A 16,256-nucleotide genomic window follows, 5' to 3' on the forward strand; every position below is an offset into this window, starting at 1 on the left:
GGATGACGAGACGGTTCGCGATGGTCGTGGCGGCAACAGCGGTGCTGATCGCCGGGTGCGGCGGGGCGGAAGACGACGCTGCGCCGCCGGAGGACACAGCCCCGACCACCGCGGCATACGAGCCCGGTCCCTTCTTCGGCGAATGCGGATCGATCACCGACGCCGAGGTGCAGTCCGCGTTCGGCGCGGGCCCGTTCGCTCAGATCACCCGTAATTCCGTCGGTTGCCAGTGGGAGACGGTCGGGTTCGGCGGACCGGGTGTCAGCTTCTCCTGGTATCGCGGCAGCCCCATCGGACGCGAACGCGCCGGTTCCGAGCTGATCGGCCGTCCGGCGAAGGACATCGAGATCGACGGCAACCCCGGCTTCGAGGCCGAGCAGGGTGCGTTGTGCGAGATCGGGGTGCAGTTCGGCGACGACTTCTTCCATTGGTCCATCACGTACTCCGACCAACCTGCGGCGCGCCCGCCGTGCGAGGTCGGAAACGAGCTGGCGGCATTGACAGTGGAGCGCAAGCAATGAGAATCCGACGCGTCCTCGCCGCCGCAGCGACCCTGCTGCTCGTCGCAGGCTGTTCTCAGACCGTGCAAGGCACGCCGCGGCCGGCGAGTTTCGGTGGGTCCGGTGGCCGAGAATTCACCGACTTGTTGACCGAGTGCGACGCCGTCTCCGACGACCAGATCCGCGATACCACCGGTGCCGACGCCATCGCTCGCGGCTTCTTCGGGGCCATCTGCCGGTGGGATCTCGTCGGATCCGCAGGCACGGTGAAGGTCACGTTCAACTGGTTCGAGTCCGGAACTCTGGCGGCCGAACGAGCCGCCGACGAGAAGATGATGTACACCGTCACCGACACAACGGTGCAGGGCCGCAAGGCAATCCAGGCCCAGCGTCCCGACGACTCCGCGTCGTGTGGCGTCTCGGCCGGGGCGGATCGGGACGGCATCTTCGGATGGTGGGTGCAGTACCGGCCGGACGCCGCCCATCCCGATCCGTGCCAGGCCGCCGCGAAGCTCGCCGATCTCACGCTGAACCTCAGTCGTTGATCGCGTACCCACGCGAGGGGTGTTTTGACCCGAGGTCACGCCGCCGGGTATCGTTATGGGTCGTGTCCGGCCTGCCCGGACCGTTTGTGTGCCTATGCGAGGTACAGCCGTGCGCACGTTCGCTCCAAGAGCGCGCAACCGGCTGGACGTGTGGGGGTATGCGACACACCCGACCGCGGGGTGCAAGAGACCCGCGGTAGCAGTACTGGAGCAGCAGCAGTACCGGGTGAGGAGCAGTGTTCTCTTGCTCCAACTGCTAGATCCCTGTTTATCGACACGAAGAAAGCCGGTTCATGCCAACGATCAACCAGCTGGTCCGTAAGGGACGCACCGACAAGGTTGCGAAACTGAAGACCGCTGCCCTCAAGGGCAGTCCCCAGCGCCGTGGTGTGTGCACTCGCGTGTACACCACCACCCCCAAGAAGCCGAACTCCGCTCTCCGTAAGGTCGCGCGTGTTCGCCTGACCTCCTCGGTCGAGGTCACCGCATACATCCCCGGTGAGGGTCACAACCTGCAGGAGCACTCGATGGTGCTCGTTCGCGGTGGTCGTGTGAAGGACCTCCCGGGTGTGCGTTACAAGATCATCCGCGGTTCGCTCGACACCCAGGGTGTCAAGAACCGCAAGCAGGCTCGCAGCCGCTACGGAGCCAAGAAGGAGAAGAGCTGATATGCCACGCAAGGGCCCAGCACCCAAGCGGCCGCTGATCAACGACCCGGTCTACGGATCGCCGTTGGTCACGCAGCTCGTCAACAAGATCCTCCTCGACGGCAAGAAGTCGACCGCAGAGCGCATCGTCTACCAGGCGCTCGAGCAGGCTCGCGAGAAGACCGGCACCGACCCCGTCGTCACGCTCAAGCGTGCACTCGACAACGTCAAGCCGGCCCTCGAGGTTCGCAGCCGTCGCGTCGGTGGTGCCACCTACCAGGTGCCCGTCGAGGTTCGTCCCGGCCGCTCCACCACGCTGGCACTGCGCTGGCTGGTCACGTTCTCGCGCGCTCGTCGCGAGAAGACCATGGTCGAGCGTCTGGCGAACGAGTTGCTCGACGCCAGCAACGGCCTCGGTGCCGCTGTGAAGCGCCGCGAAGACACTCACAAGATGGCCGAAGCCAACAAGGCGTTCGCCCACTACCGCTGGTGATCTCCTCGCTCGGGCGGCATCCGGAACTATCCGATGCCGCCGGAGCGTTGATCAGCTCAGGCAATACCTCTTCCAACACCAAGGCGGGTTAACTCGTGGCACAGGACGTGCTGACCGACCTCAACAAGGTCCGCAACATCGGCATCATGGCCCACATCGATGCCGGCAAGACCACCACTACCGAACGCATCCTCTTCTACACCGGTATCTCGTACAAGATCGGTGAAGTTCACGATGGCGCAGCCACCATGGACTGGATGGAGCAGGAGCAGGAGCGTGGCATCACGATCACCTCTGCTGCCACGACGTGCTTCTGGAACGACAACCAGATCAACATCATCGACACCCCCGGTCACGTCGACTTCACCGTCGAGGTGGAGCGCTCGCTCCGCGTCCTCGACGGCGCAGTCGCAGTGTTCGACGGCAAAGAGGGCGTCGAGCCGCAGTCCGAGCAGGTCTGGCGTCAGGCCGACAAGTACGACGTACCGCGCATCTGCTTCGTCAACAAGATGGACAAGCTCGGCGCGGACTTCTACTACACCGTGCAGACCATCATCGATCGTCTCGGTGCCAAGCCGCTGGTCATCCAGCTGCCCATCGGCGCAGAGAACGACTTCGAGGGCGTCATCGACCTCGTGCAGATGAAGGCTCTCGTGTGGAGTGGCGAGACCAAGCTCGGCGAGAAGTACGAGATCCAGGAGATCCCGGAACACCTCAAGGAGCGCGCGGACGAGTACCGCACCCAGCTGCTCGAGACCGTCGCCGAGTCCGACGAAGCGCTTCTGGAGAAGCACTTCGGCGGCGAAGAGCTCACGGTCGACGAGATCAAGGGCGCCATCCGCAAGATGACGGTCAACAGCGAGCTGTACCCGATCCTGTGTGGATCCGCGTTCAAGAACAAGGGCGTTCAGCCCATGCTCGACGCGGTCATCGACTACCTCCCGTCTCCCCTCGACGTTGCCGAGACCATCGGACACGCCGTCGGCGACGAGGAGAAGGAGATCACTCGCAAGCCGTCCGCAGACGAGCCGTTCGCAGCTCTCGCGTTCAAGATCGCGACCCACCCCTTCTTCGGCAAGCTGACCTACGTCCGGGTGTACTCGGGCAAGGTCGACTCCGGCGCTCAGGTCATCAACTCGACCAAGGGCAAGAAGGAGCGTCTGGGCAAGCTCTTCCAGATGCACTCCAACAAGGAGAACGCGATCGCGACCGCATCTGCCGGTCACATCTACGCCGTCATCGGCCTCAAGGACACCACGACGGGTGACACGCTCTGCGATCCGCAGAACCAGATCATCCTCGAGTCCATGAGCTTCCCGGACCCGGTCATCCAGGTCTCGATCGAGCCGAAGACCAAGTCCGACCAGGAGAAGCTGGGAACAGCGATCCAGAAGCTCGCCGAAGAGGATCCCACCTTCTCGGTGAAGCTGGACGAGGACACCGGCCAGACCGTCATCGGCGGAATGGGCGAGCTGCACCTCGACATCCTCGTCGACCGTATGCGTCGCGAGTTCAAGGTCGAGGCCAACGTCGGCAAGCCGCAGGTCGCGTACCGCGAGACCATCCGCAAGACGGTCGACAAGCACGACTACACCCACAAGAAGCAGACCGGTGGCTCCGGCCAGTTCGCGAAGGTCATCATCAAGCTCGAGCCTTTCGAGGGCGAAGACGGTGCGACCTACGAGTTCGAGAACAAGGTCTCCGGTGGTCGTGTGCCCAGGGAGTACATCCCCTCGGTCGACGCAGGTGCTCAGGACGCCATGCAGTACGGTGTTCTCGCCGGATACCCCCTGGTCAACGTCAAGGTCACACTGCTCGACGGTGCGTACCACGACGTCGACTCGTCGGAAATGGCCTTCAAGGTCGCCGGCTCACAAGCGTTCAAGGAAGCTGCTCGCAAGGCCAGCCCCGTCATCCTCGAACCCGTCATGGCCGTCGAGGTCATCACTCCCGAGGATTACATGGGTGAGGTCATCGGCGACCTGAACTCCCGCCGTGGTCAGATCCAGGCCATGGAGGAACGCAGCGGTGCCCGTATCGTCAAGGCATTGGTTCCGCTGTCGGAGATGTTCGGCTACATCGGAGACCTTCGGTCGAAGACGCAGGGCCGCGCTAACTACTCCATGGTCTTCGATTCCTACGCAGAAGTTCCTGCGAACGTCTCGAAGGAAATCATCGCGAAGGCGACCGGAGAGTAACTCTCTTCAGCTGCTGGACCACGCTCGACCTGTAATAAGTAACAACACATACGCGTGCTTGCCCCGTCGGGGCCGGCACAGATCAGTCCAGGAGGACACACAGTGGCGAAGGCGAAGTTCGATCGGACGAAGCCGCACGTCAACATCGGCACCATCGGTCACGTTGACCACGGTAAGACGACGCTGACGGCTGCAATCACCAAGGTTCTGCACGACAAGTTCCCGGACCTGAACGAGGCCTCGGCTTTCGATCAGATCGACAAGGCTCCGGAGGAGAAGGCTCGTGGTATCACGATCAACATCTCCCACGTCGAGTACCAGACCGAGAAGCGCCACTACGCGCACGTCGATGCACCGGGTCACGCCGACTACATCAAGAACATGATCACCGGCGCGGCACAGATGGACGGCGCAATCCTGGTCGTTGCAGCAACCGACGGCCCGATGCCGCAGACCCGCGAGCACGTGCTGCTCGCCCGCCAGGTCGGTGTCCCGTACATTCTGGTCGCACTGAACAAGGCCGACATGGTCGACGACGACGAGATCATCGAGCTCGTCGAGATGGAGGTCCGCGAGCTCCTCGCTTCGCAGGAGTTCGACGAGGACGCACCGGTCATCAAGGTCTCCGCACTCAAGGCACTCGAGGGTGACGAGAAGTGGGGCGAGTCGGTTCTGGAGCTCATGCAGGCCGTCGACGATTCCGTGCCGGACCCCGTCCGTGAGACCGACAAGCCGTTCCTCATGCCCGTCGAGGACGTCTTCACCATCACCGGTCGTGGCACCGTGGTCACCGGACGTATCGAGCGCGGCTCGGTCAACGTCAACGAAGAGGTCGAGATCGTCGGCATCCGCCCCGGCTCGACCAAGACCACCGTCACCGGAATCGAAATGTTCCGCAAGCTGCTCGACTCGGGTCAGGCAGGCGACAACGTCGGCCTCCTCGTTCGTGGCATCAAGCGCGAAGACGTCGAGCGTGGACAGGTCATCATCAAGCCGGGCACCACGACTCCCCACACGGAGTTCGAGGGCAACGCCTACATCCTCTCGAAGGACGAGGGCGGCCGCCACACGCCGTTCTTCAACAACTACCGCCCGCAGTTCTACTTCCGCACCACGGACGTTACGGGCGTCGTGACCCTTCCCGAGGGCACCGAGATGGTCATGCCCGGTGACAACACCGAGATGTCCGTCACGCTGATCCAGCCGGTCGCCATGGATGTCGGCCTGCGTTTCGCAATCCGTGAGGGCGGTCGTACCGTCGGAGCTGGTCGCGTCACGAAGATCATCAAGTGATCTAGTTCCACCAGCTGTACCGAAGCGGCACTCACCCGAAAGGGTGGGTGCCGCTTTTGCGTGTGCCCGCCCATTGGCGTCAATGGACCATTGCACCGCTCAGACGTATGCAGTGGTTCATTCACGCGGTCCGAGGTGTGTCACCCTCCGTGCGTCAATGGACCCTTGCACCGCTCAGACGTATGCTGTGGTCCATTGACGCGGCCCGAGGTGTGTCACCCTCCGTGCGTCAATGGACCCTTGTCGCGGTCAGACGTATGCAGTGGTTCATTCACCGCCGTGGTCTGCCGAAGCGGAGGGCGCCTGATCAAGACCGAGTACGCCGCGGTGTCGTGAGCGAATATCAGGGCCGAGGCTGCGGCAAGTCATGGTCGTCGAACCGACAGTGAACACTCCGCGCGGAAAGATGCAGCCCGGCATCGCGATTCGTGGCCGAAGTTCCTGCGGCTGATCATTGCTGCCGATTACACCGATTGGGACCGACGGCACTGCGCAACCGAAACGTGGGACACAAGCAGTCGATGGCTCTAGGCGAACAGGCACTAGAACGGACCGATACCTGCGCTGATCGGTGCCGCGATGGCTGCAACGATGGCTATGGACGCCCAGAACGTCGGTGAGTCCAGCATCAGACCGCCTGCGAGACCACACGCGGCGACGACGACGCCGCATCCCACCAGCAGACCCGACCCGACGGCAACGTGTGTTGCGTCGACACGATGGGGATCACGGCGCGATCTGAGCCATATCATCGTTCCCGAGGTGACGAAGGCGAGGGGAGCGAAGAAGAAAACCGAACTGCCACCGAGCTTCGATGACACTGTGGCGATCAGCAGTACGGTTCCGAATGCCACGGGCACGGCGAGTGGCATTCCGCCGGACCATCGCTCGAACCTACTGCGCGTCGTTGCAACCATGACGCAACCATACCGATCGGACCGTTACCCTCGCTTGTCGACGTGCAGTTGAATGCGGGTGGCGACGTGTGTATCGGCGAGTGATTCGGCCACGAAGGCGGCTCGTGATTCGGCTCGGGCGGTGAACGCGACGACATCGAAATCTGCTGCAGCATAGACGGATACAGCAACAGTGGGCATCCCTCGATCGTCGATCGCCGTACCGCGGGCGCGTCGAACACCGGGGAACTCGGCCAACTCGGCGGCGACGCCCGTGGCGATGGCGCTCAGATCCACGTGCGCCGAGAAATGGGGCTCCTCGATGACGCTTGCTGTTCCGGTCGTGCGTGGAGAGAAGTTGCCGATCAACAGGAGCAGCGCCACGACCACTGCGATGCAGACAGCCACAGCCAGCGTCGGCACCCACCAGCCCTGTTCCGGTAGTTCCGAAATTCGAGCACGGTCGAAGCGAGACAGCGTTTCTCGCGCCCACGGGACGTCGTAGTGCCAGGCAAGCGCGAGTCCGCCACTTGCGATCAACCCCACCCCGGCCACGATCGCGAGCAGTCGATCGACACCGGCGACGAACGTCTTCATCACGACACCCTCGTCGGAGCTGCCACCGACTGCTTCACCGTCAGGCGTCGCCCGCCCGCAGCAACCGACAGTGTCGGAGCAAGTGCCTCGCGCACGTCGACGTCTACACGGTCGGCACCGTAAGCAGCATCCCGCTCGACTCGCACCTCGATCTTCTTACGCGTGACGACGGTGTGGGCGTCCACCACTCCGCGCGTGGACTGCGCTGCAGCACTGCACAATCGGGCGATATCCGTGGCTGTGGCCCAGACCGTGGACGCGCCCAGGCCGGAATGCGTCTTCGTCCGCGGCTTGACCCCGATGAACACGAGGATCAGCCCGGCGACGACGGCGGCGATCGCGGCGGCGATCATCCAACTCTGCCAGTGCAATCCGGCTGCCCAGGACACAGCGTCGGCGATCCATCGACGTCCGCCGAGGTGGCCGTGCGCGATCAGGAACTCCCTCCCGGCGACGAAGGCGAGACCGAGAAGCGCGAATCCCAACAACAGTGCCACCGGCATCGCGGCGGGCCCGGCCGTGGGTGGACGAGGTGGAATCGCCTGCGATTCTTCGGTATCCGAGATCGACGAGGAACCGGTGTCCAGTGTGGCGTCCGATACCAGGACGTTCACTCGATGCACGTGCAGTCCCGTCATCGTCGCCAACGCGGCCTCGACGGTGGCGTGCACCGACTCGGTCACCTCGGTGATCTGCGACGGCCAGGTCACACCGATGTAGAGGTTGACTGCGATCGTGTCCTCGCCGAGGGTGACGTCGGCGCGGGGGAGTTCTCGACCCGTCAGTCGCGAGAAGCCGCCGGTGGTGCGCGTGACCCGAGGATCCTTCAGTGCCGCCGCGATGGCGGTCCGAGAAATGGCCCGATCCTTGATCTCGACGCTGCCACGCATCTCGAGGCCGTCGTCGACCTCGTCGGATCCAGCCTGCGTCATCACCGAGAGTCCTTTGCGCCGGTCGCGGGTCGCTGTGGTGCGGCACGCGCTCCACAACTGTAGTGACGACCGTCTGCGGATGATGTCACGAGAGTAATTGTTCCTGGCATACTGCCACCGTGTCGGAAATTGTGCGGGTGACCGCGTCGGATATTGCGTCGGCCGAGGAGCTGCTGGAGCCGGTCATGCGCCGGACCCCCGTGGTGGCCTCGCGAATTCTGTCGGACCTCACCGGCCACGAGGTGCGCCTCAAGTGCGAGAACCTGCAGCGCACCGGATCGTTCAAGCCGCGCGGGGCGTACAACCGCATCGCCCGGCTCGACGCCGAGCAGCGTGCACGCGGGGTCGTCGCGGCCAGTGCCGGCAATCATGCGCAGGGCGTCGCCTGGGCGGCGTCGCAGGTGGGGATCGACTCGACAGTGTTCATGCCGGTCGGAGTGTCGCTACCCAAGCTCGTCGCCACCAAGGCCTACGGCGCAACGGTTCATCTGGTGGGCAACACGGTGGACGAGGCACTGAAGTCGGCGCGGGAGTTCGCCGAACGCACCGGTGCCACTCTCATTCATCCGTTCGACCATCTCGACATCGTCGCGGGGCAGGCGACGCTCGGTACCGAACTGCTCCAACAGATGCCGGACGTCGGCACCATCGTGATTCCCACCGGCGGTGGGGGACTGCTGGCCGGCGTCGCCGCGGCGGTCAAGCTGACCAAACCCGATATCAGGATCGTCGGGGTACAGGCCGAGGGTGCTGCCGCATGGCCGGCGTCGCTGAAGGCGGGCCATCCCATCGCGTTGACATCGATGTCGACGATGGCCGATGGCATCGCGATCGGCCTGCCCGGATCGGTGCCGTTCGATCACGTTCAGGGCTGGGTCGACGACGTGGTGACCGTGAGCGAGGATGCGCTCTCTCGCGCGTTGGTGCTGTGCATCGAGCGAGCGAAACTCATCGTGGAGCCGGCGGGTGCCGCGGCGGTGGCAGCGCTGATGACGCATTCCGCGGACGAACTCGGATTGACCGGCTCCGTGTGTGCCGTCCTCTCCGGCGGGAACATCGACCCGCTGCTGCTCACCCACGTGATCACCCACGGTCTCCGGGCAGGTGGACGTTATCTCGCTGTACGCGTGACCATTTCGGACAAGCCGGGCGGACTCACCGGCGTACTCGGAGTGGTGCGTGACGCCGGGGCCAGCGTCGTCGACGTCGTCCACTCCCGTACCGGCGGACGCCTGGGGCTCGAGGAGGTCGACGTGATGTTGACCGTCGAGACCCGCGGACCCGACCACCGAGGGTCGGTGCTCGATGCCTTGGGTGCGGCCGGCTACGCGGTGCATGTCGAGAACTGACCCGGTTATCGAGACGGCCGATTCAACGACGCAGGCTTCGACGGATCACCTGGCCGACACGTGAACCTGCGCTACGCATGAAGAACAGGGCCGGTGTCCAGTAGCTTCGTCGAATCGCTGTGTGCACGGCCCGCTGCAGGTCGAGGTCGGTGACACCGGACGCGTCCATCGCGGCGAGTGCGGTTCTCAGGTAGCCGCGATCGCGGCTTCTCAGATCCATTCGACGAACAGCGCGTACATCGATGATCTCGGGGAACGTCGTGCACTGTGCGCCTGCGGCCGCCAACCCGATCCGGGTGCGAACGCATTTGGCGCACCTGCCGCAGTTGAAGGCTCCGTCGAGGTTCTCCCAGCAGACCCGCAGATGGTTCATCGCGGTCCGGTTCTCGCCGATCCGACGAATCTTGCCCAGACGGTGCAGTTCGAGTTCGTGGTGCTCGAACTCGACTGTGCCACTCGACCACAAGGGGTCGAGGTCGGGATGAGAGCCCCACGGTGTGAGTTCCTCGCGGCAGTTCGACGACGGGATGATGACAGTGCTCAGGTGTTGCGACAACGCCAGACCGACGTGCGCCAATGCGGCACCGTGAAAGTCGTATCCCCAGTCGAGCGGTAGTCGGTCGCCGAAGGCCGACCTCATCGTGGTCTTGACCTCGATCAACGGTTTGTTCAACTCCGCCGCCGACTCCCTGGCTGCGGCCGAGGCTCTGGCCGCCAGGTTCTCGTCGTCGACATCGATGTCGAAACCGTGCACGAAGATCAGGTGAGTGATGCGATCCGATTCCGTGATCGCCGAGTAGAAGCTGTCGACGCCGCCGCTGAAGAAGCACCCCACTCCTGTCGCGCCGGTGGCGACTCGGCCGGGTTCGGCGGAGATCGACACTTCTCGAAAACGCTGGGGATACCAGTCGAGGAAGACCTTCTGAGCCCCGGATGCACCTCGAAGTGCGGTCGAATCCACGGGGCCGTCGAACGTGATGTCCCAACCCTTGCGCATTCCGGCCGTCAGGAGCGGCGGAAGCCAGGGGGTGGCGGAATGGTCGAGCGAATAATTGGACTCCGTCGTCACTCGAGTCTCGACACCCGACGGAGTCGTTATTCGCGCGGTGATGCGGTCGGCGTCGGTGCCTTCGACATGCACCGCCATCGGGCTGATCACGGTGGAGAGTGTGCCACAGGGAGAGTTGTCCAGACCGGATTCGTCTCGACGGGCCCCTTCAGGACCGGCTGGTAGCTTGAGCAGCGACTTGAACCAGGACATCGGTGGGAGATATTTGCATGGCTCGGCTCGTCGCGATCGTCTCCGCTGTCCTGGGAATCCTGTTGACGATCGCGATACCGCTGCTGCCGATCGAGCAACAGCAGTCCTCCCTGACCTGGCCGCAGAGTGAGACGATCGGCAGCGTCGAAGCTCCGCTCGTCGGCTACACCCCCATCGGCGTCGACGCGACGATTCCGTGTGCTGCCGTCGAACAGTTGCCCGGCGGCGGTCTGTTGTTGTCGACCTCGCCCAAGGGATCGCCCGACGCCTATCGCTACGGTCTCGTTGCCGAGGTGACGGGCGGTGAGGCATCGCAACTGAAGGTGACGTTGCGTGATTCGGTCCTCCTCGAGAAGCCGGTCTCCGAACTGACCGACTGCGCGTTGACGATCACCTCGAACGGTACGGCGACCACGGTCGGGCTGACCGACGTCGAGACCACCACTCGCGAGGGCGATGTTCGGCCGCAGCTGGTCGGAGTCTTCAGCGATCTTCGAGGCACCGTCGACGGCCTCACGCTGACAGCCCAGCTCGACAGTCGATTCTCGTCGACCCCGAGCGCGCTGAAGTGGTTCGCGATGATCGTCGGTGTGCTCGCCACAGGCATCTCGCTGGTGGCGCTGCACCGCCTCGACCTGTCCGACGGCAGGCGCGCGCGACGCTTCCTCCCTCGTCGATGGTGGACGTTCGGCGTGGCCGACGGCGTGGTGATCGGGACCCTGCTGGTGTGGCACCTCATCGGTGCGAACACCTCCGACGACGGTTACCAGCTGGGCATGGCGCGCACGGCCGATCACGCCGGGTACATGGCCAACTACTTCCGCTACTTCGGGGTTCCCGAGACACCTTTCGGCACACCGCTGTACGACATGTTCACCCTCCTCTCGCACGTCTCTACGGCCAGCGTGTGGATGCGGTTGCCGACGCTGATCTGCGCTGTCGTGGCATGGCTCGTCATCAGCCGTGAGGTGATCCCGCGGCTCGGTGCGGCACCTCGCGCGTCGAGGACGGCGCTGTGGACCGGCGGTCTGGTGATGCTCGCGTTCTGGCTGCCGTACAACAACGGCTTGCGCCCGGAGCCGTTCGTGGCGCTCGGAGTGTTGCTGACGTGGTGCTCGGTGGAGCGCTCGATCGCCACCCGCAGGTTGCTGCCCGCAGCCGCGGCGATTCTGATCGCGGCGTTGACGGTCACGTGCGGACCCTCCGGATTCATCTGCTTCGCGCCGTTGATCGCCGGGGCTCGACCGGTGTTGCAGATCGTCGTCGCCCGCGCGCGTGACTTGGGCTATCGAACACCGGGCAGCACGACACTGGGAGCGGTGACGCTGCTCGCCCCGTTGGTCGCGTCGGGCACGGTTGTATTGGTGTTCGCGTTCGGCAACCAGACCGTGGCGGGCATGCTCGAGATGCAGCGTGTGCACAATGCGGCCGGTCCGAGCCAGGCCTGGTTCGACGAGTACCTGCGCTACCAGTGGCTGATGAACCTGGACATCGACGGCTCGCTCGCGCGTCGCTTCGGGGTGTTCGTCATGATCGTCTCGCTGATCGCAGTGGTCGTGGCGATGCTGCGCAAGGGCGGCAAGATCCCCGGTACCGCAACGGGTCCGGCACGGCGGATCGTCGGCATCACCGTCGGCGCGATGGCCCTGATGATGATCACCCCCACCAAGTGGACCCACCACTTCGGTGTCTTCGCCGGACTCGCCGCATCGGTTGCAGTACTGGCAGCGGTGGCGACCGGTGCCGCGGTGCTGCGTTCGCGACGCAACCGACTCCTGTTCGCTGCTGCGGTCTCGTTTCTGCTGGCCGTCGTGTTCACCGGAACCAACGGCTACTGGTACGTATCGGCGTGGGGAGTTCCGTTCTGGGACAAGCCGATCCTCGTTGCCGGCCTGGGCATCTCGACCATGTTCCTCGGCCTGACCCTGCTGCTGTTGCTCGCAGCGGTTTGGTTCCATCTTCGTGCGCCCTATGTGCGCACCGACACTCCGATGGCACGTTGGTGGTCGGTGCCGCCGATCGCGGTGGCGGCCGCTCTGACGGTGCTGCTGGCCGTGGCATCGATGGCCAAAGGCGCGGTGGCGCAATGGCCGTCGTACTCGATCGCGAAATCGAACCTCTCCGCGCTGGCCGGGAACACGTGCGGTCTCGCCAACGACGTACTGCTCGAAACCGACCCCAATGCCGATGTGCTGCAACCGGTGAGCGGCGACGCATTCGCCGCGCTGGGTGCCGAGAACGACGGATTCACCCCGAACGGCGTTGCGGGTGATCTGACGGCCGACAAGGAGGCGTCGGCATCGGGTACCTCGAACACCGTCGACACCGAGGAGCAACAGCAGCCGGCGTCGACCACCGGTGCCGGAACCGGTGGCAGCGCACTGCCGTACGGCCTCGATCCGGAGTCCGTGCCGGTGCTCGGCTCGTTCGGGTCCGACACCCCCGCCACACTGACGACCGGCTGGTACGCGTTGCCCGCCGATCCGGGCGACCTGATCTCCATCGCCGCTGCCGGACGCATCCGCTCGGTGGACTCCGACGGCATCGTCACCTACGGGCAGAGCCTCGAACTCGAGTACGGAGTGGACGGGCAGGCGCAGGGGCGGGTGACGCCCATCGACATCGGTCCGACACCGTCCTGGCGCAACCTGCGTGTACCCATGGATCGGATTCCGGCCGGCACCAACATGATTCGCCTGGTGCTCTCCGACACCGATCGCGATCCCGACCAGTGGTTGGCGATCACGCCGCCCCGAGTTCCGCGTACTCAGACGCTGAACGAGGTCGTCGGCCGTGACGCTCCGGTGATGCTCGACTGGGAGGTCGGGTTCAACTTCCCGTGCCAGCATCCGTTCGACCATCGCCTCGGGGTTGCCGAAATTCCGAAGTACCGGGTACTGCCGGACCGCAGCGGTGCCGTCATCACCAACGCATGGCAGGACCACTTCGGCGGCGGGCCGCTCGGGTGGATCGACATCGTTGCCTCCGCCCGCACCATCCCGTCGTACCTGTCCGGCGACTGGGACCGCGACTGGGGTTCGATCGAGCAGTACACCCCGTACGACGAATCGGCGCAGGCGGCGCAGATCACAGCAGAAGAGGTGCAGCGTTCGGGTCTGTGGACGCCCGGTCCGATCAAGACCGGTTAATCTCTACGCGTTCGGAAGTCCTTACACCGACCAGGAGAGAAACGGGGATAGGGCAATGGCGAACGCTATAGAAGTAGAGGACCTCGTACTTCGGTACGGCAAGAACGTCGCGCTCGACGGGATCGATTTCACCGTTCCGGAGGGCACTGTGCTCGGTGTGCTCGGCCCCAACGGTGCCGGAAAGACCACGGCGGTCCGTATTCTCGCCACCCTGCTGCAGGCGACATCGGGCTCGGCCAGAATCTTCGGACTCGACGTGCATTCGCAGGCGAACGAGGTGCGGAGCACGATCGGACTGACCGGCCAGTTCGCGGCCGTGGACGAGTACCTGACCGGGTACGAGAACCTCGAGATGGTCGGCCGACTGTTCGGCCTGCGCAAGGCCGAAGCCAGGAAGCGCGCCGACGAGCTGCTCGTGCGCTTCGACCTCGAGTACGCCCGTGACCGCACCGCCAAGCAGTACTCGGGAGGTATGCGTCGGCGACTCGACATCGCGGCCAGCCTGATCGGGCGACCACGAGTGGTGTTCCTCGACGAACCCACCACCGGACTCGATCCGCGCAGCCGGATCACCATGTGGGAGTTCATCGCAGATCTCGTCCGTGACGGAACCACCATTCTGTTGACCACCCAGTACCTCGAAGAGGCCGACCGGCTGGCCGATTCGATCATCGTGTTGAACAAGGGCAAGATCATCGCCCGCGGCACAGCGGACGAGCTCAAGGCACAAACGGGCGGGGAGCGAGTCGAATTCGTGCTCACCGATCGATCTCAGGCCGATCGCGCGATGCAGATCCTGGCCCCGATCGGCGTCGAGCCGCCCACCCTCGACGATCAGGTCGGCCGGATCGTCATGCCCGTCAACGGGGGATCGAAGGACCTGTCGACCGCACTGGTCGAGCTCGAAACGAACGGAATCGAGGTCGTCGACGTCGGTCTGCGACGGCCGAATCTCGACGATGTGTTCCTGAGTCTGACCGGTCAGACCACCGGCGAGCCCGAGACGGCGGAGGAAGAGAAATGAGCAACGTCCTTCTGGATTCCGCGATCATCACCAAGCGAAATCTGATCAAGCTCAAGCGAGTTCCCGATCTGCTGTTCTTCGCCACGCTCTCCCCGATCATGTTCGTCCTGCTGTTCGCCTATGTCTTCGGCAGCGCGATCGAGGTTCCCGGCATCGACTACAAGAGTTTCCTGATGGGCGGCATCTTCGTGCAGACGATGATCTTCGGTGCCTCCATCACCGGGTCCTCGCTGGCCGAGGATCTGCAGAAGGGCGTGATGGATCGGTTCCGGTCGTTGCCGATGGCACGTTCGGCCGTCGTCATCGGGCGCACCGCCGCCGATGTCGGAAACAACATCGTCACCATCACGATCATGTCGATCACCGGCCTGATCGTGGGTTGGCGAATCACGTCGTCGTTCTTCGACGCTCTGCTCGGGTACGTGCTGCTGCTGCTGTTCGCATACTCGATCTCGTGGGTGATGGCGCTGGTGGGCTTGATCGTGCGCTCGCCGGAGATCTTCAACAACGCGTCGTTCATCGTGATCTTTCCGCTGACGTTCATCGCCAACACCTTCGTCCCGATCGACAACTTCCCCAGCGTGCTCAAGACGATCGCCGAGTGGAATCCGATCTCGTCGGTGACGCTGGCGGTGCGAGAGCAGTTCGGCAACACCAACCCGATGGCGCCGCCGCCGGAGGTCTGGCCACTGCAGAACCCCGTGCTCTACACCCTCATCTGGGTGGTGTTGATGCTCGTGGTGTTCGTGCCGCTGTCGGTACGCAAGTACCAGAAGACGATGACCGCCTGACATCGACGCAGAAAAGCACCCCCGGTCGCTCGGCGACCGGGGGTGCTTCGATGTCTTCTGGGGAAAGGCTTACGTGTGGTACGGCTCCGCGCTGACGAGCGTGACCTTCATGGTCTTGCCGTTGGGCAGCGTGTACTCGCGGGTGTCGCCGACCTTGGCGTCGATGAGCGATCCGCCCAGCGGTGACGCGGGGGAGTACACCTCGAGCTTGTTGTCGCGGGCACCCTCTTCGCGAGTGGCGATCAGGAACGTCTCCGTGTCGGACTCATCGCCGTCGTAGTAGACCTTGACGACGGACCCGGGCAGTGCGACACCGGACTGAGTGGGTGCCTCGCCGACCTTCGCGTTGTTGAGCAGCTCCTGCAGCTGGCGGATACGTGCTTCCTGCTGGCCCTGCTCCTCACGCGCAGCGTGGTAGCCGCCGTTCTCCTTCAGATCGCCCTCTTCGCGACGCTCGTTGATCTCGGCGGCGATGACGGGGCGATTGGAAATGAGCTGGTCGAGTTCGCTCTTGAGCCTGTCGTGTGATTCCTGGGTAAGCCAGGTCACCTGGGTCTCGGTCATCTCGATCACTCCCTCGT

At 64.2% G+C, this 16,256-nt stretch carries 15 protein-coding genes; 10 read left to right on the forward strand and 5 right to left on the reverse strand.

The window, feature by feature from the left end:
* The first annotated feature begins 2 nt into the window (after positions 1-2).
* The 6 genes from CH273_RS08635 to tuf all read left to right on the forward strand — a co-directional run bounded on the left by CH273_RS08635 (position 3) and on the right by tuf (position 5,676).
* A complete protein-coding gene (locus CH273_RS08635; protein ID WP_032394208.1) occupies positions 3-521 on the forward strand; it encodes a DUF3558 domain-containing protein in 519 nt (172 codons plus the stop codon).
* Positions 518-1,045: a DUF3558 domain-containing protein gene (locus CH273_RS08640; protein ID WP_032394009.1), complete on the forward strand. Its 528-nt coding sequence runs from the start codon at positions 518-520 to the stop codon at positions 1,043-1,045. The genes CH273_RS08635 and CH273_RS08640 overlap by 4 nt, the downstream gene beginning before the upstream one ends.
* Positions 1,046-1,338: 293 nt before the next feature.
* Positions 1,339-1,713, forward strand: a complete 375-nt coding sequence (rpsL, locus tag CH273_RS08645) for a 30S ribosomal protein S12 (RefSeq protein ID WP_008714048.1) — start codon at positions 1,339-1,341, stop codon at positions 1,711-1,713.
* Position 1,714: 1 nt separating this feature from the next.
* The gene (gene rpsG, locus CH273_RS08650) at positions 1,715-2,185 is read left to right on the forward strand and encodes a 30S ribosomal protein S7 (protein ID WP_003941856.1); all 471 of its coding nucleotides are present in this window, start codon (positions 1,715-1,717) and stop codon (positions 2,183-2,185) included.
* A gap of 95 nt (positions 2,186-2,280) precedes the next feature.
* On the forward strand, positions 2,281-4,383 hold the full coding sequence (gene fusA, locus CH273_RS08655; RefSeq protein ID WP_032394010.1) for an elongation factor G: 2,103 nt from the start codon (positions 2,281-2,283) through the stop codon (positions 4,381-4,383).
* Positions 4,384-4,485: 102 nt separating this feature from the next.
* Complete coding sequence (tuf, locus tag CH273_RS08660; RefSeq protein WP_008714056.1) at positions 4,486-5,676, forward strand: elongation factor Tu; 1,191 nt, start codon at positions 4,486-4,488, stop codon at positions 5,674-5,676.
* 542 nt (positions 5,677-6,218) lie between these two features.
* On the opposite strand, the gene CH273_RS08665 is transcribed toward tuf, so the two are convergent.
* The 3 genes from CH273_RS08665 to CH273_RS08675 are packed head-to-tail and all read right to left on the reverse strand — an operon-like array spanning position 6,219 to position 8,101.
* Complete coding sequence (locus CH273_RS08665) at positions 6,219-6,593, reverse strand: hypothetical protein (protein ID WP_143546191.1); 375 nt, start codon at positions 6,591-6,593, stop codon at positions 6,219-6,221.
* A 24-nt stretch (positions 6,594-6,617) separates the two neighbouring features.
* Positions 6,618-7,169: a hypothetical protein gene (locus CH273_RS08670; protein ID WP_032394012.1), complete on the reverse strand. Its 552-nt coding sequence runs from the start codon at positions 7,167-7,169 to the stop codon at positions 6,618-6,620.
* Positions 7,169-8,101, reverse strand: a complete 933-nt coding sequence (locus CH273_RS08675) for a DUF6286 domain-containing Asp23/Gls24 family envelope stress response protein (protein ID WP_032394013.1) — start codon at positions 8,099-8,101, stop codon at positions 7,169-7,171. Before CH273_RS08675 ends, CH273_RS08670 begins: the two co-directional genes overlap by 1 nt.
* Before the next feature lie 185 nt (positions 8,102-8,286).
* Between CH273_RS08675 and ilvA the strand changes: the two genes are divergently transcribed.
* Complete coding sequence (ilvA, locus tag CH273_RS08680) at positions 8,287-9,450, forward strand: threonine ammonia-lyase (RefSeq protein ID WP_217901372.1); 1,164 nt, start codon at positions 8,287-8,289, stop codon at positions 9,448-9,450.
* A 22-nt stretch (positions 9,451-9,472) separates the two neighbouring features.
* On the opposite strand, the gene CH273_RS08685 is transcribed toward ilvA, so the two are convergent.
* Positions 9,473-10,609 carry a hypothetical protein gene (locus CH273_RS08685; RefSeq protein WP_230596623.1) on the reverse strand — a complete coding sequence of 379 codons (1,137 nt, stop codon included), beginning with the start codon at positions 10,607-10,609 and terminating at the stop codon, positions 9,473-9,475.
* A gap of 119 nt (positions 10,610-10,728) precedes the next feature.
* Here CH273_RS08685 and CH273_RS08690 point away from each other — a divergent pair, with 119 nt between their 5' ends.
* The 3 genes from CH273_RS08690 to CH273_RS08700 are packed head-to-tail and all read left to right on the forward strand — an operon-like array spanning position 10,729 to position 15,675.
* Positions 10,729-13,860: an arabinosyltransferase domain-containing protein gene (locus CH273_RS08690; RefSeq protein WP_032394015.1), complete on the forward strand. Its 3,132-nt coding sequence runs from the start codon at positions 10,729-10,731 to the stop codon at positions 13,858-13,860.
* A 55-nt stretch (positions 13,861-13,915) separates the two neighbouring features.
* Complete coding sequence (locus CH273_RS08695) at positions 13,916-14,884, forward strand: daunorubicin resistance protein DrrA family ABC transporter ATP-binding protein (RefSeq protein ID WP_032394016.1); 969 nt, start codon at positions 13,916-13,918, stop codon at positions 14,882-14,884.
* Positions 14,881-15,675: an ABC transporter permease gene (locus CH273_RS08700; protein ID WP_032394017.1), complete on the forward strand. Its 795-nt coding sequence runs from the start codon at positions 14,881-14,883 to the stop codon at positions 15,673-15,675. The genes CH273_RS08695 and CH273_RS08700 overlap by 4 nt, the downstream gene beginning before the upstream one ends.
* Before the next feature lie 69 nt (positions 15,676-15,744).
* Here CH273_RS08700 and greA read toward each other — a convergent pair whose 3' ends face one another.
* The gene (greA, locus tag CH273_RS08705; RefSeq protein WP_032394210.1) at positions 15,745-16,239 is read right to left on the reverse strand and encodes a transcription elongation factor GreA; all 495 of its coding nucleotides are present in this window, start codon (positions 16,237-16,239) and stop codon (positions 15,745-15,747) included.
* Between the last annotated feature and the right edge of the window lie 17 nt (positions 16,240-16,256).

It is taken from the genome of Rhodococcus sp. 05-339-2, assembly GCF_002258965.1.
GTDB lineage: Bacteria > Actinomycetota > Actinomycetes > Mycobacteriales > Mycobacteriaceae > Rhodococcoides.

What these genes read in the sequence shown, in the direction of transcription:
- CH273_RS08635 (WP_032394208.1), top strand. Translation starts at nt 3, where the DNA reads ATGACGAGACGGTTCGCGATGGTCGTGGCGGCAACAGCGGTGCTGATC.
- CH273_RS08640 (WP_032394009.1), top strand. Translation starts at nt 518, where the DNA reads ATGAGAATCCGACGCGTCCTCGCCGCCGCAGCGACCCTGCTGCTCGTC.
- rpsL (WP_008714048.1), top strand. Translation starts at nt 1,339, where the DNA reads ATGCCAACGATCAACCAGCTGGTCCGTAAGGGACGCACCGACAAGGTT.
- rpsG (WP_003941856.1), top strand. Translation starts at nt 1,715, where the DNA reads ATGCCACGCAAGGGCCCAGCACCCAAGCGGCCGCTGATCAACGACCCG.
- CH273_RS08665 (WP_143546191.1), bottom strand. Translation starts at nt 6,593, where the DNA reads ATGGTTGCAACGACGCGCAGTAGGTTCGAGCGATGGTCCGGCGGAATG.
- CH273_RS08670 (WP_032394012.1), bottom strand. Translation starts at nt 7,169, where the DNA reads ATGAAGACGTTCGTCGCCGGTGTCGATCGACTGCTCGCGATCGTGGCC.
- CH273_RS08675 (WP_032394013.1), bottom strand. Translation starts at nt 8,101, where the DNA reads ATGACGCAGGCTGGATCCGACGAGGTCGACGACGGCCTCGAGATGCGT.
- ilvA (WP_217901372.1), top strand. Translation starts at nt 8,287, where the DNA reads ATGCGCCGGACCCCCGTGGTGGCCTCGCGAATTCTGTCGGACCTCACC.
- CH273_RS08690 (WP_032394015.1), top strand. Translation starts at nt 10,729, where the DNA reads ATGGCTCGGCTCGTCGCGATCGTCTCCGCTGTCCTGGGAATCCTGTTG.
- CH273_RS08695 (WP_032394016.1), top strand. Translation starts at nt 13,916, where the DNA reads ATGGCGAACGCTATAGAAGTAGAGGACCTCGTACTTCGGTACGGCAAG.
- CH273_RS08700 (WP_032394017.1), top strand. Translation starts at nt 14,881, where the DNA reads ATGAGCAACGTCCTTCTGGATTCCGCGATCATCACCAAGCGAAATCTG.
- greA (WP_032394210.1), bottom strand. Translation starts at nt 16,239, where the DNA reads ATGACCGAGACCCAGGTGACCTGGCTTACCCAGGAATCACACGACAGG.